13 protein-coding genes and 1 rRNA gene are annotated in these 21943 nt (G+C 37.0%); 10 read left to right on the top strand and 4 right to left on the bottom strand.

The window, feature by feature from the left end; all coding sequences use genetic code 11:
* Positions 1 to 100: 100 nt before the first annotated feature.
* Positions 101 to 2584, top strand: a complete 2484-nt coding sequence (locus HMPREF0669_RS00235; RefSeq protein WP_009229015.1) for a glycoside hydrolase N-terminal domain-containing protein — start codon at positions 101 to 103, stop codon at positions 2582 to 2584.
* 802 nt (positions 2585 to 3386) lie between these two features.
* Here HMPREF0669_RS00235 and HMPREF0669_RS00230 read toward each other — a convergent pair.
* Positions 3387 to 3713 (bottom strand): thioredoxin family protein, encoded by a 327-nt coding sequence (locus HMPREF0669_RS00230; RefSeq protein WP_009229016.1) that lies wholly within the window; start codon positions 3711 to 3713, stop codon positions 3387 to 3389.
* Positions 3714 to 3992: 279 nt separating this feature from the next.
* Between HMPREF0669_RS00230 and HMPREF0669_RS00225 the strand changes: the two genes are divergently transcribed.
* Both HMPREF0669_RS00225 and HMPREF0669_RS00220 read left to right on the top strand, forming a co-directional pair.
* A complete protein-coding gene (locus HMPREF0669_RS00225; protein WP_009229017.1) occupies positions 3993 to 5276 on the top strand; it encodes a cellulase family glycosylhydrolase in 1284 nt (427 codons plus the stop codon).
* 1007 nt (positions 5277 to 6283) lie between these two features.
* Positions 6284 to 7873, top strand: a complete 1590-nt coding sequence (locus HMPREF0669_RS00220) for an alpha-galactosidase (protein WP_020967862.1) — start codon at positions 6284 to 6286, stop codon at positions 7871 to 7873.
* A 348-nt stretch (positions 7874 to 8221) separates the two neighbouring features.
* Here the strand turns inward: HMPREF0669_RS00220 and alaS are convergent, their stop codons facing one another.
* A complete protein-coding gene (gene alaS, locus HMPREF0669_RS00215) occupies positions 8222 to 10840 on the bottom strand; it encodes an alanine--tRNA ligase (protein WP_009229019.1) in 2619 nt (872 codons plus the stop codon).
* Between the two features lie 107 nt (positions 10841 to 10947).
* Between alaS and HMPREF0669_RS00210 the strand changes: the two genes are divergently transcribed.
* The 7 genes from HMPREF0669_RS00210 to HMPREF0669_RS10375 all read left to right on the top strand — a co-directional run bounded on the left by HMPREF0669_RS00210 (position 10948) and on the right by HMPREF0669_RS10375 (position 19655).
* Complete coding sequence (locus HMPREF0669_RS00210; protein ID WP_009229020.1) at positions 10948 to 11295, top strand: MerR family transcriptional regulator; 348 nt, start codon at positions 10948 to 10950, stop codon at positions 11293 to 11295.
* Positions 11296 to 11914: 619 nt separating this feature from the next.
* Entirely contained in the window at positions 11915 to 13261 is a 1347-nt protein-coding gene (gene purB / locus HMPREF0669_RS00205) for an adenylosuccinate lyase (protein WP_009229021.1), read from the top strand.
* Positions 13262 to 13338: 77 nt separating this feature from the next.
* Positions 13339 to 14778: a pseudouridine synthase gene (locus tag HMPREF0669_RS00200; protein ID WP_009229022.1), complete on the top strand. Its 1440-nt coding sequence runs from the start codon at positions 13339 to 13341 to the stop codon at positions 14776 to 14778.
* Between the two features lie 211 nt (positions 14779 to 14989).
* Positions 14990 to 16393, top strand: coding sequence for an asparagine--tRNA ligase (gene asnS, locus HMPREF0669_RS00195; RefSeq protein WP_009229023.1), 1404 nt, complete (start codon positions 14990 to 14992; stop codon positions 16391 to 16393).
* A 1328-nt stretch (positions 16394 to 17721) separates the two neighbouring features.
* Positions 17722 to 18201, top strand: a complete 480-nt coding sequence (locus tag HMPREF0669_RS00190) for a hypothetical protein (RefSeq protein WP_009229024.1) — start codon at positions 17722 to 17724, stop codon at positions 18199 to 18201.
* 24 nt (positions 18202 to 18225) lie between these two features.
* Complete coding sequence (locus tag HMPREF0669_RS00185; protein ID WP_009229025.1) at positions 18226 to 18900, top strand: hypothetical protein; 675 nt, start codon at positions 18226 to 18228, stop codon at positions 18898 to 18900.
* 530 nt (positions 18901 to 19430) lie between these two features.
* Positions 19431 to 19655: a transposase gene (locus HMPREF0669_RS10375; RefSeq protein ID WP_009229026.1), complete on the top strand. Its 225-nt coding sequence runs from the start codon at positions 19431 to 19433 to the stop codon at positions 19653 to 19655.
* 573 nt (positions 19656 to 20228) lie between these two features.
* Here HMPREF0669_RS10375 and HMPREF0669_RS09950 read toward each other — a convergent pair.
* Together HMPREF0669_RS09950 and rrf are read right to left on the bottom strand one after the other, a co-directional pair.
* On the bottom strand, positions 20229 to 21053 hold the full coding sequence (locus HMPREF0669_RS09950) for a DUF4595 domain-containing protein (protein ID WP_009229027.1): 825 nt from the start codon (positions 21051 to 21053) through the stop codon (positions 20229 to 20231).
* A gap of 718 nt (positions 21054 to 21771) precedes the next feature.
* A 5S ribosomal RNA gene (gene rrf / locus HMPREF0669_RS00165) occupies positions 21772 to 21884 on the bottom strand.
* Between the last annotated feature and the right edge of the window lie 59 nt (positions 21885 to 21943).

Here is a 21943-nt window from a genome sequence, read left to right as displayed (position 1 = left end):
AAAATATTTCAGTATCTTTGTTCTCAACATCATAACACGATATCAACATATAGAAATTACAATAATCAAGCAATCAATAAAACTTTCATAAAATATAATAATGAACAAAATATTTCATTTAGCAATTATGGCTAGCTTTGCATTATCAGCAAACGCTACTGATATAAAAGATGGCCTCACCATCTGGTTTGATAGACCTACAACCTTAGCAAACAAAGCTATTTGGTGGGGAAACAAACCAGAAAAGTGGAAAGGCGGAAACAAACCAATATCAGCAGGTGATACGGCTCAAAACCCAGATGCCGATTGGGAATCTCAATCTCTTCCCCTTGGAAATGGTAGCTTAGGTGCAAACGTTATGGGTTCTATAGAAGCTGAACGCATCACCTTTAACGAAAAAACATTATGGCGTGGTGGTCCCAACACGTCAGCAGGTGCCGATGCATATTGGAATGTTAACAAGCAGTCTGCACATTATTTAAAAGAAATCCGACAGGCATTCATTGAGGGTAACGAAAAGAAGGCTGCATTGTTAACACGCAAGAACTTTAATAGTACTGTTCCTTATGAGTCTTGGAAAGATAAGCCTTTCCGCTTTGGTAATTTTACAACCATGGGCGAGTTCTATATAGAGACAGGGTTGAGTTCCATTGGAATGAGCGAGTATAAACGTGCTCTTTCTTTAGATTCAGCATTGGCTGTGGTACAGTTTAAGAAAGATGGAGTGAGATATGAACGTAACTATTTCATCTCCTATCCTAATAACATTATGGTTGTTCGTTTTAAGGCTGACCAACCAGGTAAGCAGAATTTGGTATTCAGTTACGAAACAAATCCAGTATCGACTGGTAAGATGGAAGCAGACGGAAGCAATGGTTTGGTGTTTAAAGCACATCTTGACAACAACCAAATGGAATATGTTGTCCGCATCAAGGCTCTAAACCAAGGAGGTACTATCAATAATGATAAAGGAAAATTAACTATCAATGGTGCCAATGAAGTAGTCTTCTTGATTACCGCTGATACAGAGTATAAAGTCAACTTCAATCCTGACTATAAGAATCCAAGAACATACGTCGGTGTAAATCCGTCTGAAACCACAGCTGCATGGATGAAAAAAGCAGTGGCACAAGGTTACAATGCTTTGCTTGAAGCACACTACAAAGATTATTCTTCTTTGTTCAACCGAGTTTCTTTGACTTTAAATAGTGAACAAAGAACTTCAGACATCCCTACCCCACAGCGTTTGATAAACTATCGCAAAGGTAAGGAAGATTTTTATTTAGAAGAGCTATACTACCAATTTGGCCGCTATTTACTGATTGCTAGTTCAAGACCAGGCAACCTACCTGCGAACTTGCAAGGAATCTGGCATAACAATGTAGACGGTCCATGGCGTGTAGACTATCACAATAATATCAATATACAGATGAACTATTGGCCAGCGGGATCGACAAACTTATCAGAATGTACCCTCCCATTGATAGACTTTATCCGTACATTGGTTAAACCCGGTGAGAAAACAGCTCAAGCTTATTTTGATGCAAGAGGTTGGACTGCTTCTATCTCAGGCAATATTTTTGGATTTACAGCTCCATTGGGAAGTGAAGACATGTCTTGGAACTTCAACCCAATGGCGGGTCCGTGGCTTGCTACTCACGTGTGGGATTACTATGACTATACACGGGATAAGAAATTCTTAAAAGAAGTAGGCTACGATCTTATCAAGAGTAGTGCTATCTTTGCTGTAGATTTCCTATGGAAAAAGCCAGACGGAACTTACACAGCAGCTCCTTCTACTTCACCAGAGCATGGACCAATTGACGAAGGAACAACCTTCGTTCATGCTGTTATCCGTGAAATACTGATGAACGCCATCGATGCTTCAAAGGTCTTGGACGTAGATAAAAAGGAGCGTAAACAATGGGAAGAAGTCTTAAAAAGAATCGCACCCTATAAGGTGGGACGTTATGGACAATTGTTGGAATGGTCGAAAGATATTGATGATCCAAACGATCAGCACCGACATGTAAACCATTTGTTCGGATTGCATCCAGGACATACAATTTCACCAATTACAACTCCAGCATTAGCAGAAGCATCAAAGGTTGTTCTTAATCATCGTGGTGACGGAGCTACAGGATGGAGCATGGGATGGAAACTCAACCAATGGGCACGCCTACATGATGGCAATCATGCATATAAACTCTATGGGAACCTGCTAAAGAATGGTACACTAGATAATCTTTGGGACACACATCCTCCTTTCCAAATCGATGGTAACTTTGGTGGTACTGCAGGTGTAACAGAAATGCTAATGCAAAGTCATATGGGATTCATCCACTTACTACCAGCACTACCAGATGTATGGAAAGATGGAGAGGTGAAAGGTCTTTGTGCCAAAGGTAACTTTGAATTAGACATTTGCTGGAAGAATGGCATTTTAAAATCTGTTACTATTCTTTCAAAGAATGGAGGAAACTGTGAATTGAGATACAAAGAAGATAAGCTTGTATTGAAGACAATCAAAAATAAGTCCTACACATTGAATTATGTCAACGGAAAATTTGTACAAGAGAACTAATTATTAAGTGAATTATCTTGTAAAGAAGAAAAAGGAATCTGCTCAATAACAGATTCCTTTTTTGTTTCCTGCAAAATAGAAAATTATACGTTGTCTAACAAATGTGCATAACTTGAGTTCCAATTAAGTTTTTTTTTTGGGGAGGGGATGATTTATAATTATTAACAAAAAAAATATATTTGCACAATGACAACAAAAAAGAATTATTCAGTAAATCCTAATCAAACCTGAACTCGGGATAAGGAATTTATAGAGGCAGGAAAGGCTCGTCTCGATGGTGACACCGTCCGTAAAGCAACAAGTAATGAGGTAAAGGAACTTCGGCAGGAAAATACGAGAAACGTTAAAGTGAAATTTAATCAACAATTGAGTAGAAATCAAAAAGAATAACCAACATCTTAGCACTGCATCATAACATTTTTTGCCATTTTTTTATGCATACCCAAAGGAGAATAGCATATGCAATTAAGCTTACTATGTCAGGTAAAAGCGTATCTAAAAAAAACAAACAAGTATCTGTGTATTTACTTTGGGAGCCCAGCAAATAAAGTACAGATATGAATTCACTTATCATACACCAAATAAGGATTATGGCTATAATTAGCCAATAAATTTTTAAAAACACCTTTCTCATAATTATGTCTTTTGATTAGAAGTTGAGGAGTTTGACCTACTTGAGTTCGGAAGATGTATGGGAGCATCTATAATTGGTCCCTTTATTCTTTTTTGAAGCTTATTCCAGAAAGACTTTCCTTGCGAGTCTATAGGACTCCTATGGCGTGTTGTTTTGCACCAAGCAACCTCATAACTCCAAAAACTCTATTAGTTGAACAATCTTTCTTCCCAGTTCTTTTAAGTCTATAAAGCGAGAACTTCGATAGACCTCTTTGCCTTCTAATATAAGTAATACGGTTGGTCCTGCATATACCAGGAATCGACTAGCTATCAAAGGCTCTTCTGTTATGTCCGTGTAAAATGATAATAGCTGAGGATAGTCCTCTACTAGTCGTTCAACTTTGCTGTGCATAACATTGCAAACTCCACAATCGGGAGCCTTAACATAGAATAAGCAGAGACGATTCTTACTGATAGCCTGCTCTATTTCGTTGATATTTGTTTGATGCTTCATTTCTCCTTTTTTTGTATTATAAGCCTACCTTTATTTTGATTACATACTTTATAAGCCTGCCATTCATCATAAAATCCAACATAACTATTACAAATATAGTTATTTATTTCAACTGCTCCCTCATTTCATTTGCATTAATAGCATTCAAGACATCATTTATAAAACAAAATGATGAAATATCAAACAAAGTAACTATATTTGCACTCGCACTTTTAAGTTGAGATTAAAAGCTAAATAACACCACTGACTCATTATTTTATTAATAAAGAATAAATAGCAATGAATAAAATACGATACTGCATCATGGCATTATTTCTTCTTTGTGCTACAGCCGTTAAGGCGCAATCTTTCGTTACAGTAAAGGACGGCAAACTCTATCGTGACGGCAAACCCTACACTTTTATCGGAACAAACTATTGGTATGGAGCCATACTTGGTTCGAAAGGGAAGGGCGGAAACAGAAAAAGACTGAACCGTGAACTAGATGAAATGAAACGTCTAGGCATAAATAATCTGCGCATATTGGTGGGTAGCGATGGTGAAGAAGGAATTAAATGGAAAGCATCTCCAATACTCCAGCCTTCTCCTGGTGTGTATAACGATACAATATTAGATGGTCTCGACTATCTGATGCTTCAGCTTCAACAACGTGGAATGGTAGCAGTACTCTACCTAAACAACTCTTGGGAATGGAGTGGTGGCTATGGTTTCTACCTCGAAAAGGCAGGTGGAGGCAAGGCACAACAGCCTAACGAGGTGGGATATTCTGCCTATGTTAAGTACGCATCGCAATTTGCTACCAATCAAAAGGCGCAACAACTCTTCTTCAATCACATCAATTTCATTCTCAAACGCACCAACCGCTACACAGGAAAGCCCTACACTGACGATCATGCTATCATGTCATGGCAAATTTGCAACGAGCCACGTGCGTTCAATAAGACTGCCCTACCCCAGTTCGAAGCGTGGATTGCTAAGGCAGCAGCAATGATGAAGAGTATCGATAAACGACATTTAGTGAGCATTGGTTCTGAAGGAGCATTCGGTTGTGAAGCTGATTATGATTCATGGCAGCGCATCTGTTCCGACCCAAATGTAGACTATTGTAACGTACATATTTGGCCTTACAATTGGGGGTGGGCTAAAAAAGACTCGCTAATGCTAAATATGCGACAAGCTCAAGACTACACCAAAGACTATTTAGACCGCCATTTAGATATCTGTGCCAAGATCAACAAACCTCTAGTTATGGAAGAATTTGGTTATCCACGAGATGGTGTTTCTTTCTCTAAACAATCGTCTACCACTGCTCGAGATGCCTATTATAGCTACGTATTCTCGCTATTAGCAGACAACTTAGCCAAAGATGGATACTTTGTAGGTTGTAATTTCTGGGGTTGGGGAGGTCATGCGCAACCCAAACACGAACAATGGATACCTGGAGACGACTATATGTGCGACCCACCACAAGAGCCACAAGGGCTTTACTCGGTGTTCTCTACAGACAAGTCTACCATTAATATAATAAAAGCAAGTATCGCTAATCTGCCCAAACGCAAATAATCGATACAAAAACTCCTCTATCCCTTTCATATAGTACACCGAAAGGACTGTTACAAGGGTCATCTATTGCTCTGTTTAACCATAGCATGTATAATGATAAATCATATAACATCTACCACTTTCTAAGTGAACTATTGAATTAGACTAAGTTCTATTGGGAGCTATACTCTTATAAAGGGTGATATAAATCGAGTATAGGTAGTGTTTCTATTTTATCTTATAAAATTAACATGGGTTCAACCTATAATAAGAAATCCTCAAATGTTTCATCTTTTATTCAATGAAATATTTGAGGATTTCTTTATTTTTGATTTATGCTGTTCTGTTACAGAAAACAAACACTAAAACGTTTTTCTTTATTATCCTTGACCAGGCATTAAGAATGGAAGAACCATACTTAATGAACTTCCCCATCCTTGTTTCTTAGCACCTACTGTTGAAAGGTTTTCACGCTCATGATTAGAAGCTTGAAACATTTTCCGTTGTTTATAAAATTTTCTCCTTGTGATGCAACCTGAGGGTGAAAAATGAACCCACATTGTTTCTGCTTGATAACACCCAATTTCCTACAAGAGAAAACTCACGTAATTATAACATCTGGTTTAAGATTGTCAATAGTATTGATGGTTAATTTATCACCATCTTTCACATTATCACTCCAGAAACTATTCTTAATAATTACTTTTTTATATTCTATTGCAGTATCAAAAATTATAAGATGCAAAACTCAAAAACACTAAAACAACTTATAACTTTCAATCTTCTTTGTTGAAATTCAATAACAAAAACACATTTTATTATTTCTACTTATTAGTCTCCTTATAAATTTATCAAAAAATTAATATCGAAAGAGCAAAACAAATAATTAACTTTGTAAATAACAATAACAAGTAGAACGCTCTAACTTAATAGAGTTAAACTTATCAAAGAGCTTTATATACTTGTAATGATATACTTTAAAGTAACCAAAGATCAACCCTACAATGACATATAAGAAGAAAATTTCAATGATAATAGCATGGGCAATAAGTCTATCAGTCACAGCCCAACCCTATGAAAAGCCCACAATGGGCTGGAGTTCGTGGAACACTTATCGAGTTAATATCAGTGCCGATTTAATTAAGAAACAAGCCGATACAATGCTACAGCAAGGTTTGAAAGATGTGGGATACCAATATATCAACATCGATGATGGATATTTTGGAGGACGAGACAGCAAAGGTCAGTTACTTATTCACCCTTTACGTTTTCCAAATGGATTGCAACCCGTTGTTAGTCACATTCATAAATTAGGTTTTAAGGCAGGAATTTATTCAGATGCAGGGCGTAATACCTGTGGTAATTATTGGGATAAAGACGAAAAAGGAGCTGGTGTTGGGCTGTATGAGCACGAACAACAAGATGCCAATTTCTTTTTTAAAGATTTAAAGTTCGATTTTATTAAGATAGACTTCTGTGGTGGTGATGCCCCACAAAACACAGAACATCTTCAACTTAATGAACAAGAGCGTTACACTGCCATTCGAAATGCTATAGATTATACTGGTAGAAAAGACGTGCGCATCAACGTTTGCCGTTGGAATTTCCCTGGAACTTGGGTACATTCAGTGGGAACTTCATGGCGTATTGATGCAGATATATCTGCAGATTGGAAAGCTATTAAACGCATTATAGCAAAGAATCGTTACCTTTCTGCCTATGCAACCGAAGGGCATTACAATGATATGGATATGTTAGAGATAGGTCGTGGGCTATCAGAAGCTGAAGAACGAACTCATTTCGGTATGTGGTGTATTCAAAGTTCGCCCCTACTCATTGGCTGTGACATGACTACCATACCTGCAAAATCATTGGCTTTGCTTAAAAATAAAGAATTGATTGCCCTTAATCAAGATCCCCTTGCCCTGCAAGCCTATATAGTAAAGGTGGAAAAAGGAGTGTATCTTTATGTGAAAGATATACTAACATTGAATGGAACAACCCGTGCGGTGGCGATATATAACCCAACTGATAACAATCAAGACTTTTTGCTGAATGTAGAAGATGTAGATTTAGACGGCAAAGTGAAAGTGCGTGATGTCTTTACACAACAAGATTTGCCCGCAATAACCACAAAAACAATGAAAGTTAGTGTGCCATTTCACGACACTCGTATCTTCGTTCTAAAAGGAAAGCAACGCAAACAACGCACCAACTACGAGGCAGAGACTGCTTGGTTACAACGATTTCAAAATATTGGCAAGAATAACACACTTGGATATGCCCAATATAGTGCCGCTTCTTACTGCTCTGGAGGAGCAAAAGTGGAATGGCTTGGCAACCACGAAGACAACTATATGGAGTGGCGCAATGTATTTTCGCAAAAAGAAGGAGACTATATTATCACATTAAGTTATGTTACAGATGAAGACAGAATCCTATTCTTTAGCGTGAATGGTGGTGAAAAGATAGAGATAAAAACTCCAGGTAAGAATAAGAACGAGGTAAAAACGGTTAGTATGTCCATTCGTTTAAAGAAGGGAATGAACACCATACGCATCGCAAACCCTCACGGCTGGTGCCCTGATATAGATAAAATCACCATAACAAAGAAATAAAAAAAAGAAATCTTTCGTTCACATTATAATAATTTGAGCACTCTTTTCTTATGTTTATAAAGTTTCAAAACTCTCCCATTCCTTCCGTGAGTCTCAGCCCAAGTCAATCCGTTTTTAAGGAAATATATGTATATCTTTAGATACATTATTCGCCTTTATTTTTTAATGTCGCAGACTATCTATATTCTTTGAGCACAACAAATCATTACCTATCTAAAACATATTGGCTATCAAATAATTATAGTTCGTCAAGAAAAAAGATATGACCACCAAGAAAAACGAAATGAACGAGCACCGATATCTCATCAATGCTCGTCCATGATTATATTATTTCGTATAAAAAAATACTTATAATTGTGTCAACTCAATCACCTTTTCGATTGCAGCATTTAAGCCTTCAAGGTCTTTTCCACCTGCAGAAGCATAGTGAGGTTGACCACCTCCGCCTCCCTTTATTAGCTTAGCTGCCTCACGAATCATTGCGCCAGCGTTTAAGTTATGTTCTTTCACCAAATCGTCGCTTAGCATAACGCTCAATAAAGGTTTGTTTCCTGCTGTGGTTCCGATAACACATAGCAAGTGAGAAGGATTGGCTTCACGAACCTTAAACACAAGGTCTTTAGCGTCTGAAGCGTCGATTGGCAACACACCTGTAACAATTGTTATGCCGTTTTGTTGTTTTGCGCCCTTCAACAAGAATTCTTTCAAACGCTCAACGTTTTGTGCTTTGAACTTTTCTACTTCTTTCTTCATTGCCTCGTTCTCTTCAATAAACTTCTCAACGGCACCCTTTAGGTCTTTAGTGTTATTGAATAGAGCCTTAACAGCTCTGATAGTGTCTTCTAAAGAGTAAACAAGCTCTTCGCAGTTTTCACCTGTAATAGCTTCTATACGACGTACACCAGCTGCCACACTTGTTTCTGTTACGATTTTAAACATACCAAGTCGACCAGTAGATGTAGCGTGAATACCACCACAGAACTCGCAACTAGGACCAAAACGCACCACTCTTACCTTGTCACCATATTTCTCTCCGAAGATAGAAACAGCACCCATCTCTCTCGCTTCTTCAATAGGAGTGTCACGATGTTCGTCCATTGGATAATCTTCTCTTATCAATTGGTTCACAAGTCGTTCTACTTCACGAAGCTGTTCGTCTGTTACTTTTTGGAAATGAGAGAAGTCGAAGCGTAGAGATTCTGTCGAAACATAAGAACCTTTTTGCTCAACATGATCGCCAAGAACTTGCTTTAACGCATAATCAACTAAGTGAGTAGCGGTGTGATTAGCAGCACTTGCATTGCGATTGTCGGTATCTACACAAGCCATAAAGCTTGCTTTAACATCTTTAGGCAATGTCTTTACGATATGAATGCTTTGTCCATTCTCTCTTTTTGTATCGATTATTTCAATGGTTTCGTCCTCATTTACAAGCACACCTTTATCTCCTACTTGTCCACCCATTTCACCATAGAAAGGTGTATTGTTTAGAACTAGCTCGAAATAGGTATTCTTCTTTTGGGTAACCTGACGATAACGAAGAATCTGACACTCATATTCTGTGTAGTCGTATCCCACAAATTGTTGCTCACCTGCAGCCAACTCTACCCAATCTGTGCTCTCAACTACAGCCGCATTACGTGCTCTTTCTTTTTGCTTGCGCATCTCTTCATCAAACTGTTCAGCATTAACTGTTATTTGATGTTCACGGCAAATCAACTCAGTTAGGTCGAGTGGGAATCCATAAGTATCGAAAAGACGGAACGCTTGCACGCCATCTAGTTCGCTCTTTCCTTCTTTTTTCAACACTTCGATAGCATCATTAAGCATTGAAATACCTTTTTCTAGAGTGCGAAGGAATGAATCTTCTTCTTCTTTAATCACTCTTCCAATCAACTCACGTTGTGCAGTTAGTTCAGGATAAGCCTGTCCCATTTCTGCAATAAGAGTAGGAATGAGTCGGTATATAAACGCTTCTCTTTGGTGTAAGAAGGTGTATGCGTAGCGAATAGCACGACGAAGGATACGTCTAATTACATATCCTGCCTTTGCATTGCTTGGCAATTGTCCGTCAGCAATAGAGAAAGCAACAGCTCTAAGGTGGTCTGCAATAACACGCATAGCCACATCTACTGCGTTATCTTCGCCGTAGTTCTTATGCGAAAGCTTGCAAATCTCTTTTATAATAGGTTGGAAAATGTCTGTATCATAGTTACTGTTCTTGCCTTGAAGTGCACGAACTAAACGCTCAAAGCCCATACCTGTATCGATAACATTCATGCTTAATGGCTCTAATGAACCATCTGATTTGCGGTTAAACTGCATAAACACGATGTTCCAAATCTCTATTACTTGTGGATCATCTTTGTTAACGAGTTCTGAACCCTTTACTTTGAGCTTCTCTTCTGGCGTTCTTGAGTCGAGATGTATCTCTGAACAAGGACCACAAGGACCTGTATCGCCCATTTCCCAGAAGTTATCATGCTTGTTTCCGTTGATGATATGGTCTTCAGGAAGATGCTTTCTCCAGAATGAAGCGGCATCATCATCACGAGCAATGTTATCCTCTTTAGAACCTTCGAACACTGTTACATAAAGGTCTTTAGGGTCTAAATGAAGTACATCAACTAAATATTCCCACGCATAGTCAATGGCTTCTTCTTTAAAATAATCGCCAAAACTCCAGTTTCCAAGCATCTCGAACATGGTGTGGTGATAGGTATCATGTCCCACTTCCTCAAGGTCATTATGCTTTCCGCTTACTCTTAAGCACTTTTGAGAATCGGCTCTACGACGTGGCTCTGGGTCTTTTGTACCAAGAATGATATCTTTCCATTGATTCATTCCAGCGTTAGTAAACATCAATGTAGGGTCATCTTTAATCACCATAGGCGCAGATGGCACAATAGTGTGACCTTTTGAAGCAAAAAACTGCTTGTAAGACTCACGTATTTCGTTAGCTGTCATCATTTATATGTATTATTTTAAATTTCTATTAAAAGTTTTGCAAAGATACCTAAGTTTGAGTATTTTTGCAAATAAATTAGTTTTTGTTTAACAAAAAGCATCGTATTATGGCTCTGAATATGAATAAAAACCTAAAGCTTTACTACTCTATTGGCGAAGTAGCAAAGATGTTTGACATTAACGAAAGTACCCTTCGCTATTGGGAAAGCGAGTTTCCTTATCTCAAGCCCAAGACAAACAGTAAGAATGTTAGGCAATATACAGAGAAAGATATAGAGCAAATTAAGGTGATTTATAACCTTGTTAAGGTTCGAGGATTTAAGCTTGCAGCCGCAAGAAAGATGTTAAACGAAAACAGAAAGAATGTTGACAAGAGCGCAGATATTTTGGAAACGATGATTAATTTGCGTGATGAACTAAAAGAATTGAAGAAACAACTTGACTCGATAGTGTAGCTTTTTATTTTTACTTTGTAAGGATATTTTTCTCAAAAACAATCCACTTTCTTTTTATTTTCTATAGACTTAATTATTTAATCTCAAAGAAAAAGAAGAATTTATTCATTTTTTATGAGATAAAAAAACTTATATATTGAGAAAATCTAACTTAAAGATTGCTGAAATTATCGCCTACTTTTTCAGAAGATCCCATTTCTTTCAGTTTATAATGCACTCGTTGTACTTTTACACTGCAATACAATAAAAAATCAACTTTCATTTTTCGTAAACACAATTACAATTCTTTTACACTCCAAAAGCAATGCAATTACCATGCAAAAGCATTGAGTTTACAGTGTAATTGCATTGAGTTTACAAAAGAAATAACTTAACATACAATAACATTCGCTTTACTCCTTAGATATAGGTTGATATTTTAAAGATGTTCATTTTTCTCAAAATCCGTATTAGAAGCGTCTTTTTATTGTTTTTCTAACATAATTTTGACCAATAATAAATTCTATGAATTATCCAACTTACCTTTTTTTTATTAGCATAAAATGATTTTTTTGCAAATAAAATATTTATAAACTCAAGAAAATTTGTATTTTTGTAATCTAATAAATAATGTGTATTGATGGATCTAAACTTATTGACTGCAATATCACCTGTTGATGGTAGATATAGAGAAAAAACAAAAGTATTTGCGGATTATTTTTCAGAATATGCACTAATTCGCTACAGAATAAGAGTTGAAATTGAATATTTCATTGCACTTTGCGAACTTCCTTTACCCCAATTAAAAAACGTTGACAAAGAAGTTTATGGCAAGTTGAGAGGCATTTATCGCTATTTCGATGAGCAGGCTGCTTTACGTGTAAAAGAAATAGAAAAGGTTACTAATCATGATGTTAAAGCTGTTGAATATTACATCAAAGAACAATTTGACGCTATAGGAGGATTGGACGAATATAAAGAGTTCATTCATTTTGGCTTAACATCACAAGATATCAACAACACAAGTATCCCGTTGTCGATAAAAGAAGCATTAGAGAATGTTTATTATCCAGCTATTGAAGAGTTAATTCATCAAATATCACACTATGCAGACGAGTGGTGTAGCGTGCCAATGTTGGCAAAAACACACGGGCAACCTGCCTCTCCTACTCGCTTAGGTAAAGAGTTTAAGGTGTATGAATATCGCTTAAAAGAACAGCTCGACAGCTTAAAACAAGTGAAGCTATCGGCTAAGTTCGGTGGAGCAACAGGAAACTACAACGCACACCACGTTGCTTATCCAGACTATAAATGGCAAACGTTTGGCAATGTGTTCGTAAATGATATCCTAGGGCTACAACGAGAGCAATTTACTACACAAATAAGTAACTACGATAACATGAGTGCTTTGTTCGATGCTATGCGCAGAATAAACACCATTCTTATAGACTTTAATCGTGATATATGGATGTATATCTCGATGGAATACTTTAAACAAAAGATTAAAGCAGGCGAAGTGGGTTCAAGTGCAATGCCACATAAGGTGAATCCTATCGACTTTGAAAACAGTGAAGGTAATCTTGGAATTGCAAATGCATTGCTACAATTCTTAGGAAGGAAACTACCTGTAAGCCGTTTACAACGTGACTTAACCGATTCAACAGTACTTCGCAATGTAGGTATGCCTTTTGCTCATGGATTAATTGCAATTCAAAGCACCTTAAAAGGACTCCGCAAGCTTATCTTAAACGAAGTAGCAATAGCACAAGACCTCGATAATACTTGGGCAGTTGTTGCCGAAGCTATTCAAACTATATTGAGAAGAGAAGGATATCCACACCCTTATGAAGCTCTTAAACAGCTAACAAGAACTAATGTCGGAATAACACAAGAAACAATAAGCGAATTTATTGACACTCTAAATGTTAGTGATAAAGTTAAAGCCGAATTAAAATCAATTACCCCAAGCAATTATACGGGTTTATAAAGAACTATTTAATACAATTATAATAAATTTAATAACAAATTAATTAACAAGCCGTGAGGCTAAAAAAACAGATTACAATGAACACAGAATTAGAAAAAAATCAATCTGAAGGAACCACAGAACAACAGCTGAACAGCCGTGAAGGCTATGGTAGAATACAAGATAACTACCAGAGAGAGTATAATAGCAGTAATGGAGTTTCACAACGCCCAAGAATTGGTTCACGTCCTGCTTATAGCAGCCAACAAGTAAATAACGATAATGAAGGCTTCCGTCCAGAAGGCTTTGGAGCAAATCTTCAAGGAGGAAATGGACGTCAACAATATCAAAGACCTTATCGTCCACGAGTTAACCAAAACGGCTATCAGCCACGTCAACAACAAGGTTATCAGTCACATTATGGTGACAATGGAGACAATCGCTCTATGTATTCACAAAATCAGGGCGGTTATCAACCTCGTCAACAAGGTTATCAACCACGCCAACAAGGCGGATATCAACCTCGTCAACAACAAGGCTACCAAGCAAGACAACAAGGTGGATATCAACAAAGACCAAATTATGGCAACCAAGGTTACCAACAACAAGGTTATCGCCCACACTATAACCAAGGCGAAAACCAAGGTGGATATCAACAACAAGGTGGTTATCAAGGCTACAGAGGATATCAACCACGCCAAGGATACAACCCTGGTTACAGACAACAAAATCAACGTCAACGTACTCCAGGATACGATCCAAATGCAAAATATAGTCTTAAAAAGCGAATTGAGTATCGTGAAGACCATATAGATCCAACACTTCCAGTACGTCTTAATAAGTTCCTTGCTAACGCAGGTGTATGCTCTCGCCGTGAAGCAGACGAATACATACAAGCAGGAAGTGTAACTGTTAATGGACAAGTAGTTACGGAATTAGGAACAAAGGTGATGAGAACAGACGAAGTAAAGTTTGGAGATAACCTCGTTTCACTAGAAAAGAAAGTATATATTCTTATCAATAAGCCAAAAGACTGTGTTACAACAAGCGATGATCCACAACAACGCAAAACTGTTTTAGACCTTGTAAAGAATGCTTGTCCTGAACGTATTTACCCTGTGGGACGTTTAGACCGCAACACAACAGGTGTGCTATTGCTCACCAACGATGGCGACCTTGCAAGTAAACTTACACATCCTAAGTTCTTAAAGAAAAAGGTATACCACGTGTTCCTCGATAAACCAGTTGCTCAAGAAGATCTTCAAAAGATTGCAGAAGGTATCGAACTAGAAGACGGAGAGATACATGCAGACGAGATTGCTTATGCAAATGAGGAAGATAAGAAACAAGTTGGAATCGAAATCCATAGTGGAAAGAATCGTATCGTACGTAGAATTTTCGAACACTTAGGCTACAGAGTAATCAAACTAGATCGTGTTCAGTTTGCTGGTTTAACTAAGAAAAACCTAAGAAGAGGCGACTGGCGTTTCTTAACAGAGAAAGAAGTTGACATCCTTCGCATGGGAGCTTTCGAATAATTCAAGAACAAATATAACATCAATAATAATTATTTAAATTATCTATTGCGACAAAAAGATAGATGTTCGACACCATACGATAACGTGAATACCTTTCAACAAAGGAAGAAACACAATTTGTATCAAAGGTAAACATCTATCTTTTTATATCCTAACCATAGTCATATAACTTTTAATAGCTATGGTTTTAAAGGCACAAGTTATACAAAAGATGGAAAAAATTAAAAGAACAAAGGTTGCAGAAGCACTCAAAAGAACCGACTTTGGCGCAACTGTAAATGTAAAAGGTTGGGTTAGAACACACCGAAGCAGTAAGGCTGTAGACTTCATTGCCTTATATGATGGTTCAACAATCAACAGCATTCAAATCGTAATCGATCCCACAGCGTTCGACGAGTCACTACTTAAACAAATTACAACAGGTTCTTGTATCAGCGTCGTTGGTGAACTTGTAGAAAGTCAAGGTAGCGGACAAAACGTCGAAATTCTTGGTAAGAGCATCGAAATATATGGTCTTTGCGGAAGCGATTACCCAATGCAAAAGAAAGGACAAACATTCGAATACATGCGTCAACACGCACACTTACGTCTTCGTACCAATTCTTTCGGAGCAGTAATGCGTATTCGTCACAACATGGCAATTGCCATTCACCAATATTTCCACGAGCATGGTTTCTACTATTTCCACACTCCTATCATCACTGCAAGCGATGCAGAAGGAGCTGGAGAGATGTTCCAAGTAACCACAAAGAACCTCTATGACTTGAAGAAAGACGACGAAGGACACATCACTTATAATGATGATTTCTTCGGAAAGATGACCTCTTTAACTGTATCAGGACAACTTGAAGGTGAATTAGGTGCAACTGCTTTAGGACAAATCTATACCTTTGGTCCTACATTCCGTGCTGAAAACTCAAACACTCCACGTCACCTTGCTGAGTTTTGGATGATTGAACCAGAGGTGGCTTTCATTGACTTAAATGAGTTGATGGACCTTGAAGAGGACTTTATTAAGCATTGTGTGCGTTGGGCTTTAGAACATTGTAAGGAAGACTTAGAGTTCTTAAACAAGATGGTTGACAAGACATTGTTAGAACGTCTAGAAGGAGTTGTGAAAGAAGACTTCGTTCGTTTGACTTATACTGAAGGTATCGAGCTACTCGAAAAGGCTGTGAAAGAAGGACATAAGTTCGAATTCCCAGTGTCATGGGGCATGGACCTTGCCAGCGAACACGAGCGTTATCTAGTTGAACACTACTTCAAAAAGCCTGTTATTATGTGCGACTATCCAAAAGACATCAAGGCTTTCTATATGAAGATCAACGAAGATGGTAAAACAGTTCAAGGTACAGACGTGCTCTTCCCACAAATTGGTGAGATCATTGGAGGTAGTGTTCGTGAAGAAAGCTACGACAAGTTGGTGAACGAAATCGAAACAAGAGGAATACCAATGAAGGATATGTGGTGGTATCTTGATACACGCAAATACGGAAGTTGTCCTCATGGTGGATTCGGATTGGGCTTCGAACGTCTTATTCTTTTCGTAACAGGAATGCAGAATATCCGTGACGTTATTCCTTTCCCACGTACTCCTAAGAGCGCAGAATTCTAATAAATAGCTTTTACTTGCCCTACTATTTCAACACAACACCATTGTTTGTGAAGCATTGAAAGGCAGATAAACAAACCTAGAAAAGGTGCAAATAAACAATGCACAGAAGACAATTAAAAGGAGATGCTATAACAATTAAATAGCATCTCCTTCTTCTTTTATAGGCAACTGCTAACCATTCGCATTTTACATCGCCTTTTCTTTTTCTTCAAGCAGATTACCCATTCACCTCAAAAACCCTTGGAGCACCTTACAATAAAGATGTAAAGACTCTGTAACCACCAAAACATCTACAAAGAGAAAGAATTAATCAGTGGAGCAAAACCTATTCCTCTCCCCCTTTAATAGACAACTTACAGCGAGCGAATTCATCTTATTCAAATCGTTAGGAACCACTATTTAGAGCAGAATGCCCTAACCCTACACTCTATATTTAACGAGATTCAAAACTAATTTGTTTAGCTTCTTATCCAATTGCCTTTGTCCTTTCTTATAAACTCGATGCAATCACACAGTAAACTCAATGCTTTTAACATACAATAGCATTGCTTTTTAAGGTCAAAACGACTGCTTTTACATTAAAGAAAAGCAACACTTAAATACCTATGCTTTACTATGTGAGAAGACAAAGAATGTTTGAAAGGAATGAAAGGGAAAGAATGTTCTTCAAAAGTAAGAACAATTATTGTTCGTAATGCATCAAGAAATTGTTTTATTGGTAGCTGTCTGTTCTGCTTTCAATCATTTTTTTGTATCTTTACATATCAATAAAATAACGTACTAACACAGACAATTATGACCTACAACCGATTACTTGAATATTGTTACTTTTATAAAGGCTAAACAATTTGCCTCGAAGAGTTTGACCAAAAGAATGAAGGAATGCTATGGTTTGCCGAAAAAATGATTTGCAAAGACCTCTCCAAGCTTGTTGATGATGCAAAATCCTCATGTAAGTTTTGCACAAGCTGTGCCATCTTATGTGGGCAAATGGGATTCTTATTCTTTGTATGAAGTGATGGAAACCTATTTTTAAAAGTGCCCTGAACTACGTTTTAAGTTCATATAACCGCACTAATACCTACGTGTGTCATCTGAGAAAGATAAGTATTTTCAGTATACAAGACGATGAAAATACCCTTCTATTCTCCTAAATATCAGTCTTTGTCTTCCTCTAATAAAGTACTCATTAACAATATTGGCGTTTTATTAAAAATACAAAAAAAAAAAAACAATACAAAAATACCAGATTCGTATAGAAAATCTTATTATTTTTATTATATTTGTACAAATAAAATTAAGTTTCATGTTTTATACACAAAGAACAAATGAAAAAGAATACACATTTTTTTTGTTATGCTTTGGTGTTAACACTTCTTTTCCTTTTTATGCCAAATAAGAGTGAAGCAAGAGCTAAAATCCCTGTAGGCACTCGTGAAATCGTAGATGTTGTTTATCGAACTCCTGAAAAAGACAGTATCTATCAAGATGATGTAAAATTGGATATTGCACGTTACTACAAGCTATTTGACATCGCTTACATTCTTCCTCTTTATGTTGTTAACGAGCCAAAACTTGTTTTTTACGATGCAGAAAACGATATGATTTACGAGCCAACAACAACTGAACAAAAAAAGTTCTTGGACGAATATCTTAAAGAAAAAGGTCTTAACAAAGAAAAATTGACAAAAATTGGCTGGTATAAACGCTGGGGTGGCAAGGCTGTATTGTTCCTAGTACTCGCATTTGTCTTAGGAATTCCTTTCATCAAGACCGAAGATGAAATAAAAGAACCAATAAAATTATAAACTTAACATAAAACATTTATTATTATGCCAACAACTCAAATTATCATTATTGCAGTATTTATCGTAGTAGCATTCTCTTTTAGTTTTCTCTACAGCAAGTTCTTTAGTGCTAAAGGTACTATAGAAGACTTAGATAACCGCATTAAGAACACAAGCGAACAAGAAATTAAAGAGTTCTATACGTCAGAAATGGGAGACTACATAAAGCATTTAAATGGCAAAAAACTTATTGCTGTAAGTTGTTTATTTCACGCTCCTGACACAAAAGAGCACATGAAGAATGGTGTAAAAAACTATCTGTATAGCTTACTTACATTGGGTATGGTGAAATTTAGAACTGTTTATGTTGCAACTCCTTTATTTTTAGCCGAAGACGGCTTACACGTTATTGAGCTTGACAAAGATGATGAGGTAAAAAATCACTATCTTTTTGACAATGACCGCTTAGCTAATGCTAAGATCTTCCCTAAAGAGAATCAAGCAGCAAGCAAACAATTGATCAAAAATGCGGCTTTCTTTACACTCTCTATTCCAAGCGAATCGGGAACTAGAGAATTGGAGTTATGCACTGAGTTCTATCCAACTCAAGAAAAATATTCGCTCTATCCTTTCAATAAGAAGCTTATAGCAGCAGCTACAGGTCGTCATTTCTTAAAGAAACTGGGCGAATGTTTCAGTAATCTTCAAGTGAGATTCTAAGAAACACAAAGCCTATCTTTATCAAAGATACAACGCAACTAGGGATAGCCAACAATGGTTATTCCTAGTTTTATTTTTGTCCCTTACTTTTACCTACACTGGTATTTTAGTTGCTTATAGACCTTTTGATTTTCTGTTTACATATATCTATATCCTATCAACACATCGTTTATATCGCTTCTGTCTCATTTTATTCCCTCTTTAAGATGGTTACTCTGCACGAATGAGGGTTACACAGAATAAAAAAAATAGGCTTTAGAAGCGAATAAAATCGGTTTAACAAGTAAGTCTAGGATAGACTACTTTAGAGGAACACCTTGTAATAAAAAGAATGTCTCTTCTTTCTTCCTTATATATATTGCAACATTAGTTACGTTTATAAGGACATATGGAGGTACTGTCTTTAAAAAATGTGTAAGCCCATATTTTTCTTATCTTTGTATTTGGAAACATTAAAATAAAGAAATAATGGAACTTACACAATTACAAATCCCAGTGAGGGAGCTATATGCTGGAAGGAAGAGCTTGAAATGCTGAAAGAACGAGGAGTTGCTCAAATAGACTTAGTAGTATCTGATGCACTTCAAGGAATAGAAAATGCTGTTTGTGCAACTTTCCCCAAGGCATCTCATCAGTTTTGCGTAGCTCATATTAAGCGACAAATACTAAATTGTGTCTCACATAAAGATAAACCACAGATGGCAGAAGAACTTAATGAGGTCTTTCCTTTAGAAAACAAAGAGATGAAATCTTAGTTGGGATATGAACAATTTATTACTTTTGTAGCCAAATGGGAAAAGAAATACCCAATATTGAAAAAGTATAAGGCCGATCGAAACATCGCTTACTTTACTTATATGATCTTTCCAATACAAGTACAAAGGTGCATATACGACAAATTGGATTGAAAGACTCAATAGAAAATACAAGAGAACAATAAAAATGAGAAGTTCAATACAATCAAATAAGTCAGCACTTTTGCTCTTAGCAAGTGTAGAGATGGAAGGAACAAAAACAACATACACAAGGAAAATTCATCAATGGAAATTTTGGAACAACAACAAAGAAATATGAATAATAAACGAAGAAAAGAAATTTTATCTTACACACTTTTAGAAGAGTACCGAAATATTTCTCTCTAATTACGAAGATAGTGATAAATACGGTATTGTGCAAACAATTCACCCATTATATTTACAACGATATTGCAACTATGAAGAAAGCCGTCGTGCAGTCAGAAAAAAGCTGACGAGTTCTTCTGTTGGAGGTCGCCAGCTTTTAATAGAATGCTCCTATGCATAGGATTGTGGATGGTTCTATCTACTTGCTTACCAAACAAATGAGTAGTTTTCAGTTCTGCCTCTGTGATTTATGAACTTCAGTGAAGTTGGGTATCTTGATTCATTCAGTGTCCAGCTGAAATTACTTTCCCCCCCCCCTGTTACAACACGGAGAGACAGATGCTTGGTTGATGTACCGAGCATACCTGCAAAGTAAGCAAAGGATAGTTCGTTAAGGTCTGCCGGTATATTTTCGTTAAACAGCATCAGGTAACCTTTGTTAACGATGGGAGACAAATGACTCGCGGATGTGTAATAGAGTTTCCAAGGTTCATCGTCCTTCTCGCCATGATCAGTCCTTTCTACTCTTGTGATATCCCCGTTTTCGTATATCCAACTCCAGACCTCTTCTCCGCCCTTGATGGTGGCCTCTACGAGATGCCCGTCACGGTCGTATGAAAAATTATACATATGGTTGGTTTCTGGTCTGTCTTCGTAGTAGTAGTCTATTTTATCGCATTTCAGGACATATCCATCTTTATTAAGATACAGGTTGCAGACAACTTTGTTGATATCCCTTCCCGTTACAGTCATGATGACATCTGGAGACGGGGCTATAGAGCGTGTCACCGCTTCTGTGTACTTGAATATAATATTTTTGTCTGCAGACTTCATGGATATGATTTGTCCTTTTTCGTTTGTCTGAATGGTCATGCCCGCTACACTCTTGGGCAATCCACTCATAAATACTTTTTGAGGATTTACCACAGCGACGGTTTCGGGTTCGTTGTCGCCCTTGCTACAAGATAGGACAGTTAGTATTGTGCCCATCACCGCTACGACAAGGAAGGACATTGTTAGATTTTTCTTCATTATTTTTATTTTTTTACATTTATGATTTGTTATTTAGTCCTTAAAAGTGGGTGATATAGACAAATAAAAAGCATGGACTGATTACTTCGCTTCCGTTCTGGAGGCATCCGCCAAACACCTACCCCACTTTAACGAGTAAGAGCTCACGCCGTTTAACGTGAGCATCAACTTTTACTCTCATGGCTCTTTAATTTATTTGGCAAATTTCAAGAACAAGAATGCAAGCTAACACTTTTTATCTATATGCCTTTTGTCTGTTTATTTGCTCATAGGCTATCGTTTTTTTTCGTTGCAAAGGTATAAAAAATATTACAAAGCTAGTGTCCTAAAAAAGTGCGTAAACCCATACTTTTTATCGTTATATAAGTAAAAAATAATAACAAAAAGGAACTTTGCATTCACAAATTTCGGAAATTATTTCGAATTACACAAGCAGTAATAAGGCTTTTCGAACTCTTCAGTCTTTAATCTTTAATTCTCTTGTGAGACATGAATAGGATTTATTTATCAGCAAGAACGCACACGAACAATGTAATAGTTTTCATTCTCATCATTGGTATAGTCATGCTTTAGAATTTTCTCTTCGTATCCTCGTAGTCGTAGTGGTAATTTCCATCCTGTTCTTTAGGTTTAATTCGTAGCTAAATTAGTGTTTAATAAAACCTATTAAACAAAAAAGAGAGCTTAACTGATTACTCAATTAAACTCTCTTTAATAAAAAAGGCAGCTACCTACTCTCCCGCATTGCATTGCAGTACCATCGGCGCAAGTGGGCTTAACTTCTCTGTTCGGAATGGGAAGAGGTGGAACACCACCGCTATAACCGCCTGATATTTCTTTATAACATCTATAACATATCTACAAGCAAAATGTATGATTAAATAAATCAA

The sequence above is a fragment of the Prevotella sp. oral taxon 299 str. F0039 genome (assembly GCF_000163055.2).
Taxonomy (GTDB): domain Bacteria; phylum Bacteroidota; class Bacteroidia; order Bacteroidales; family Bacteroidaceae; genus Prevotella.
Note: the sequence above shows the minus strand (reverse complement) of the source record. Positions and strands in the feature narration are given on the sequence as shown.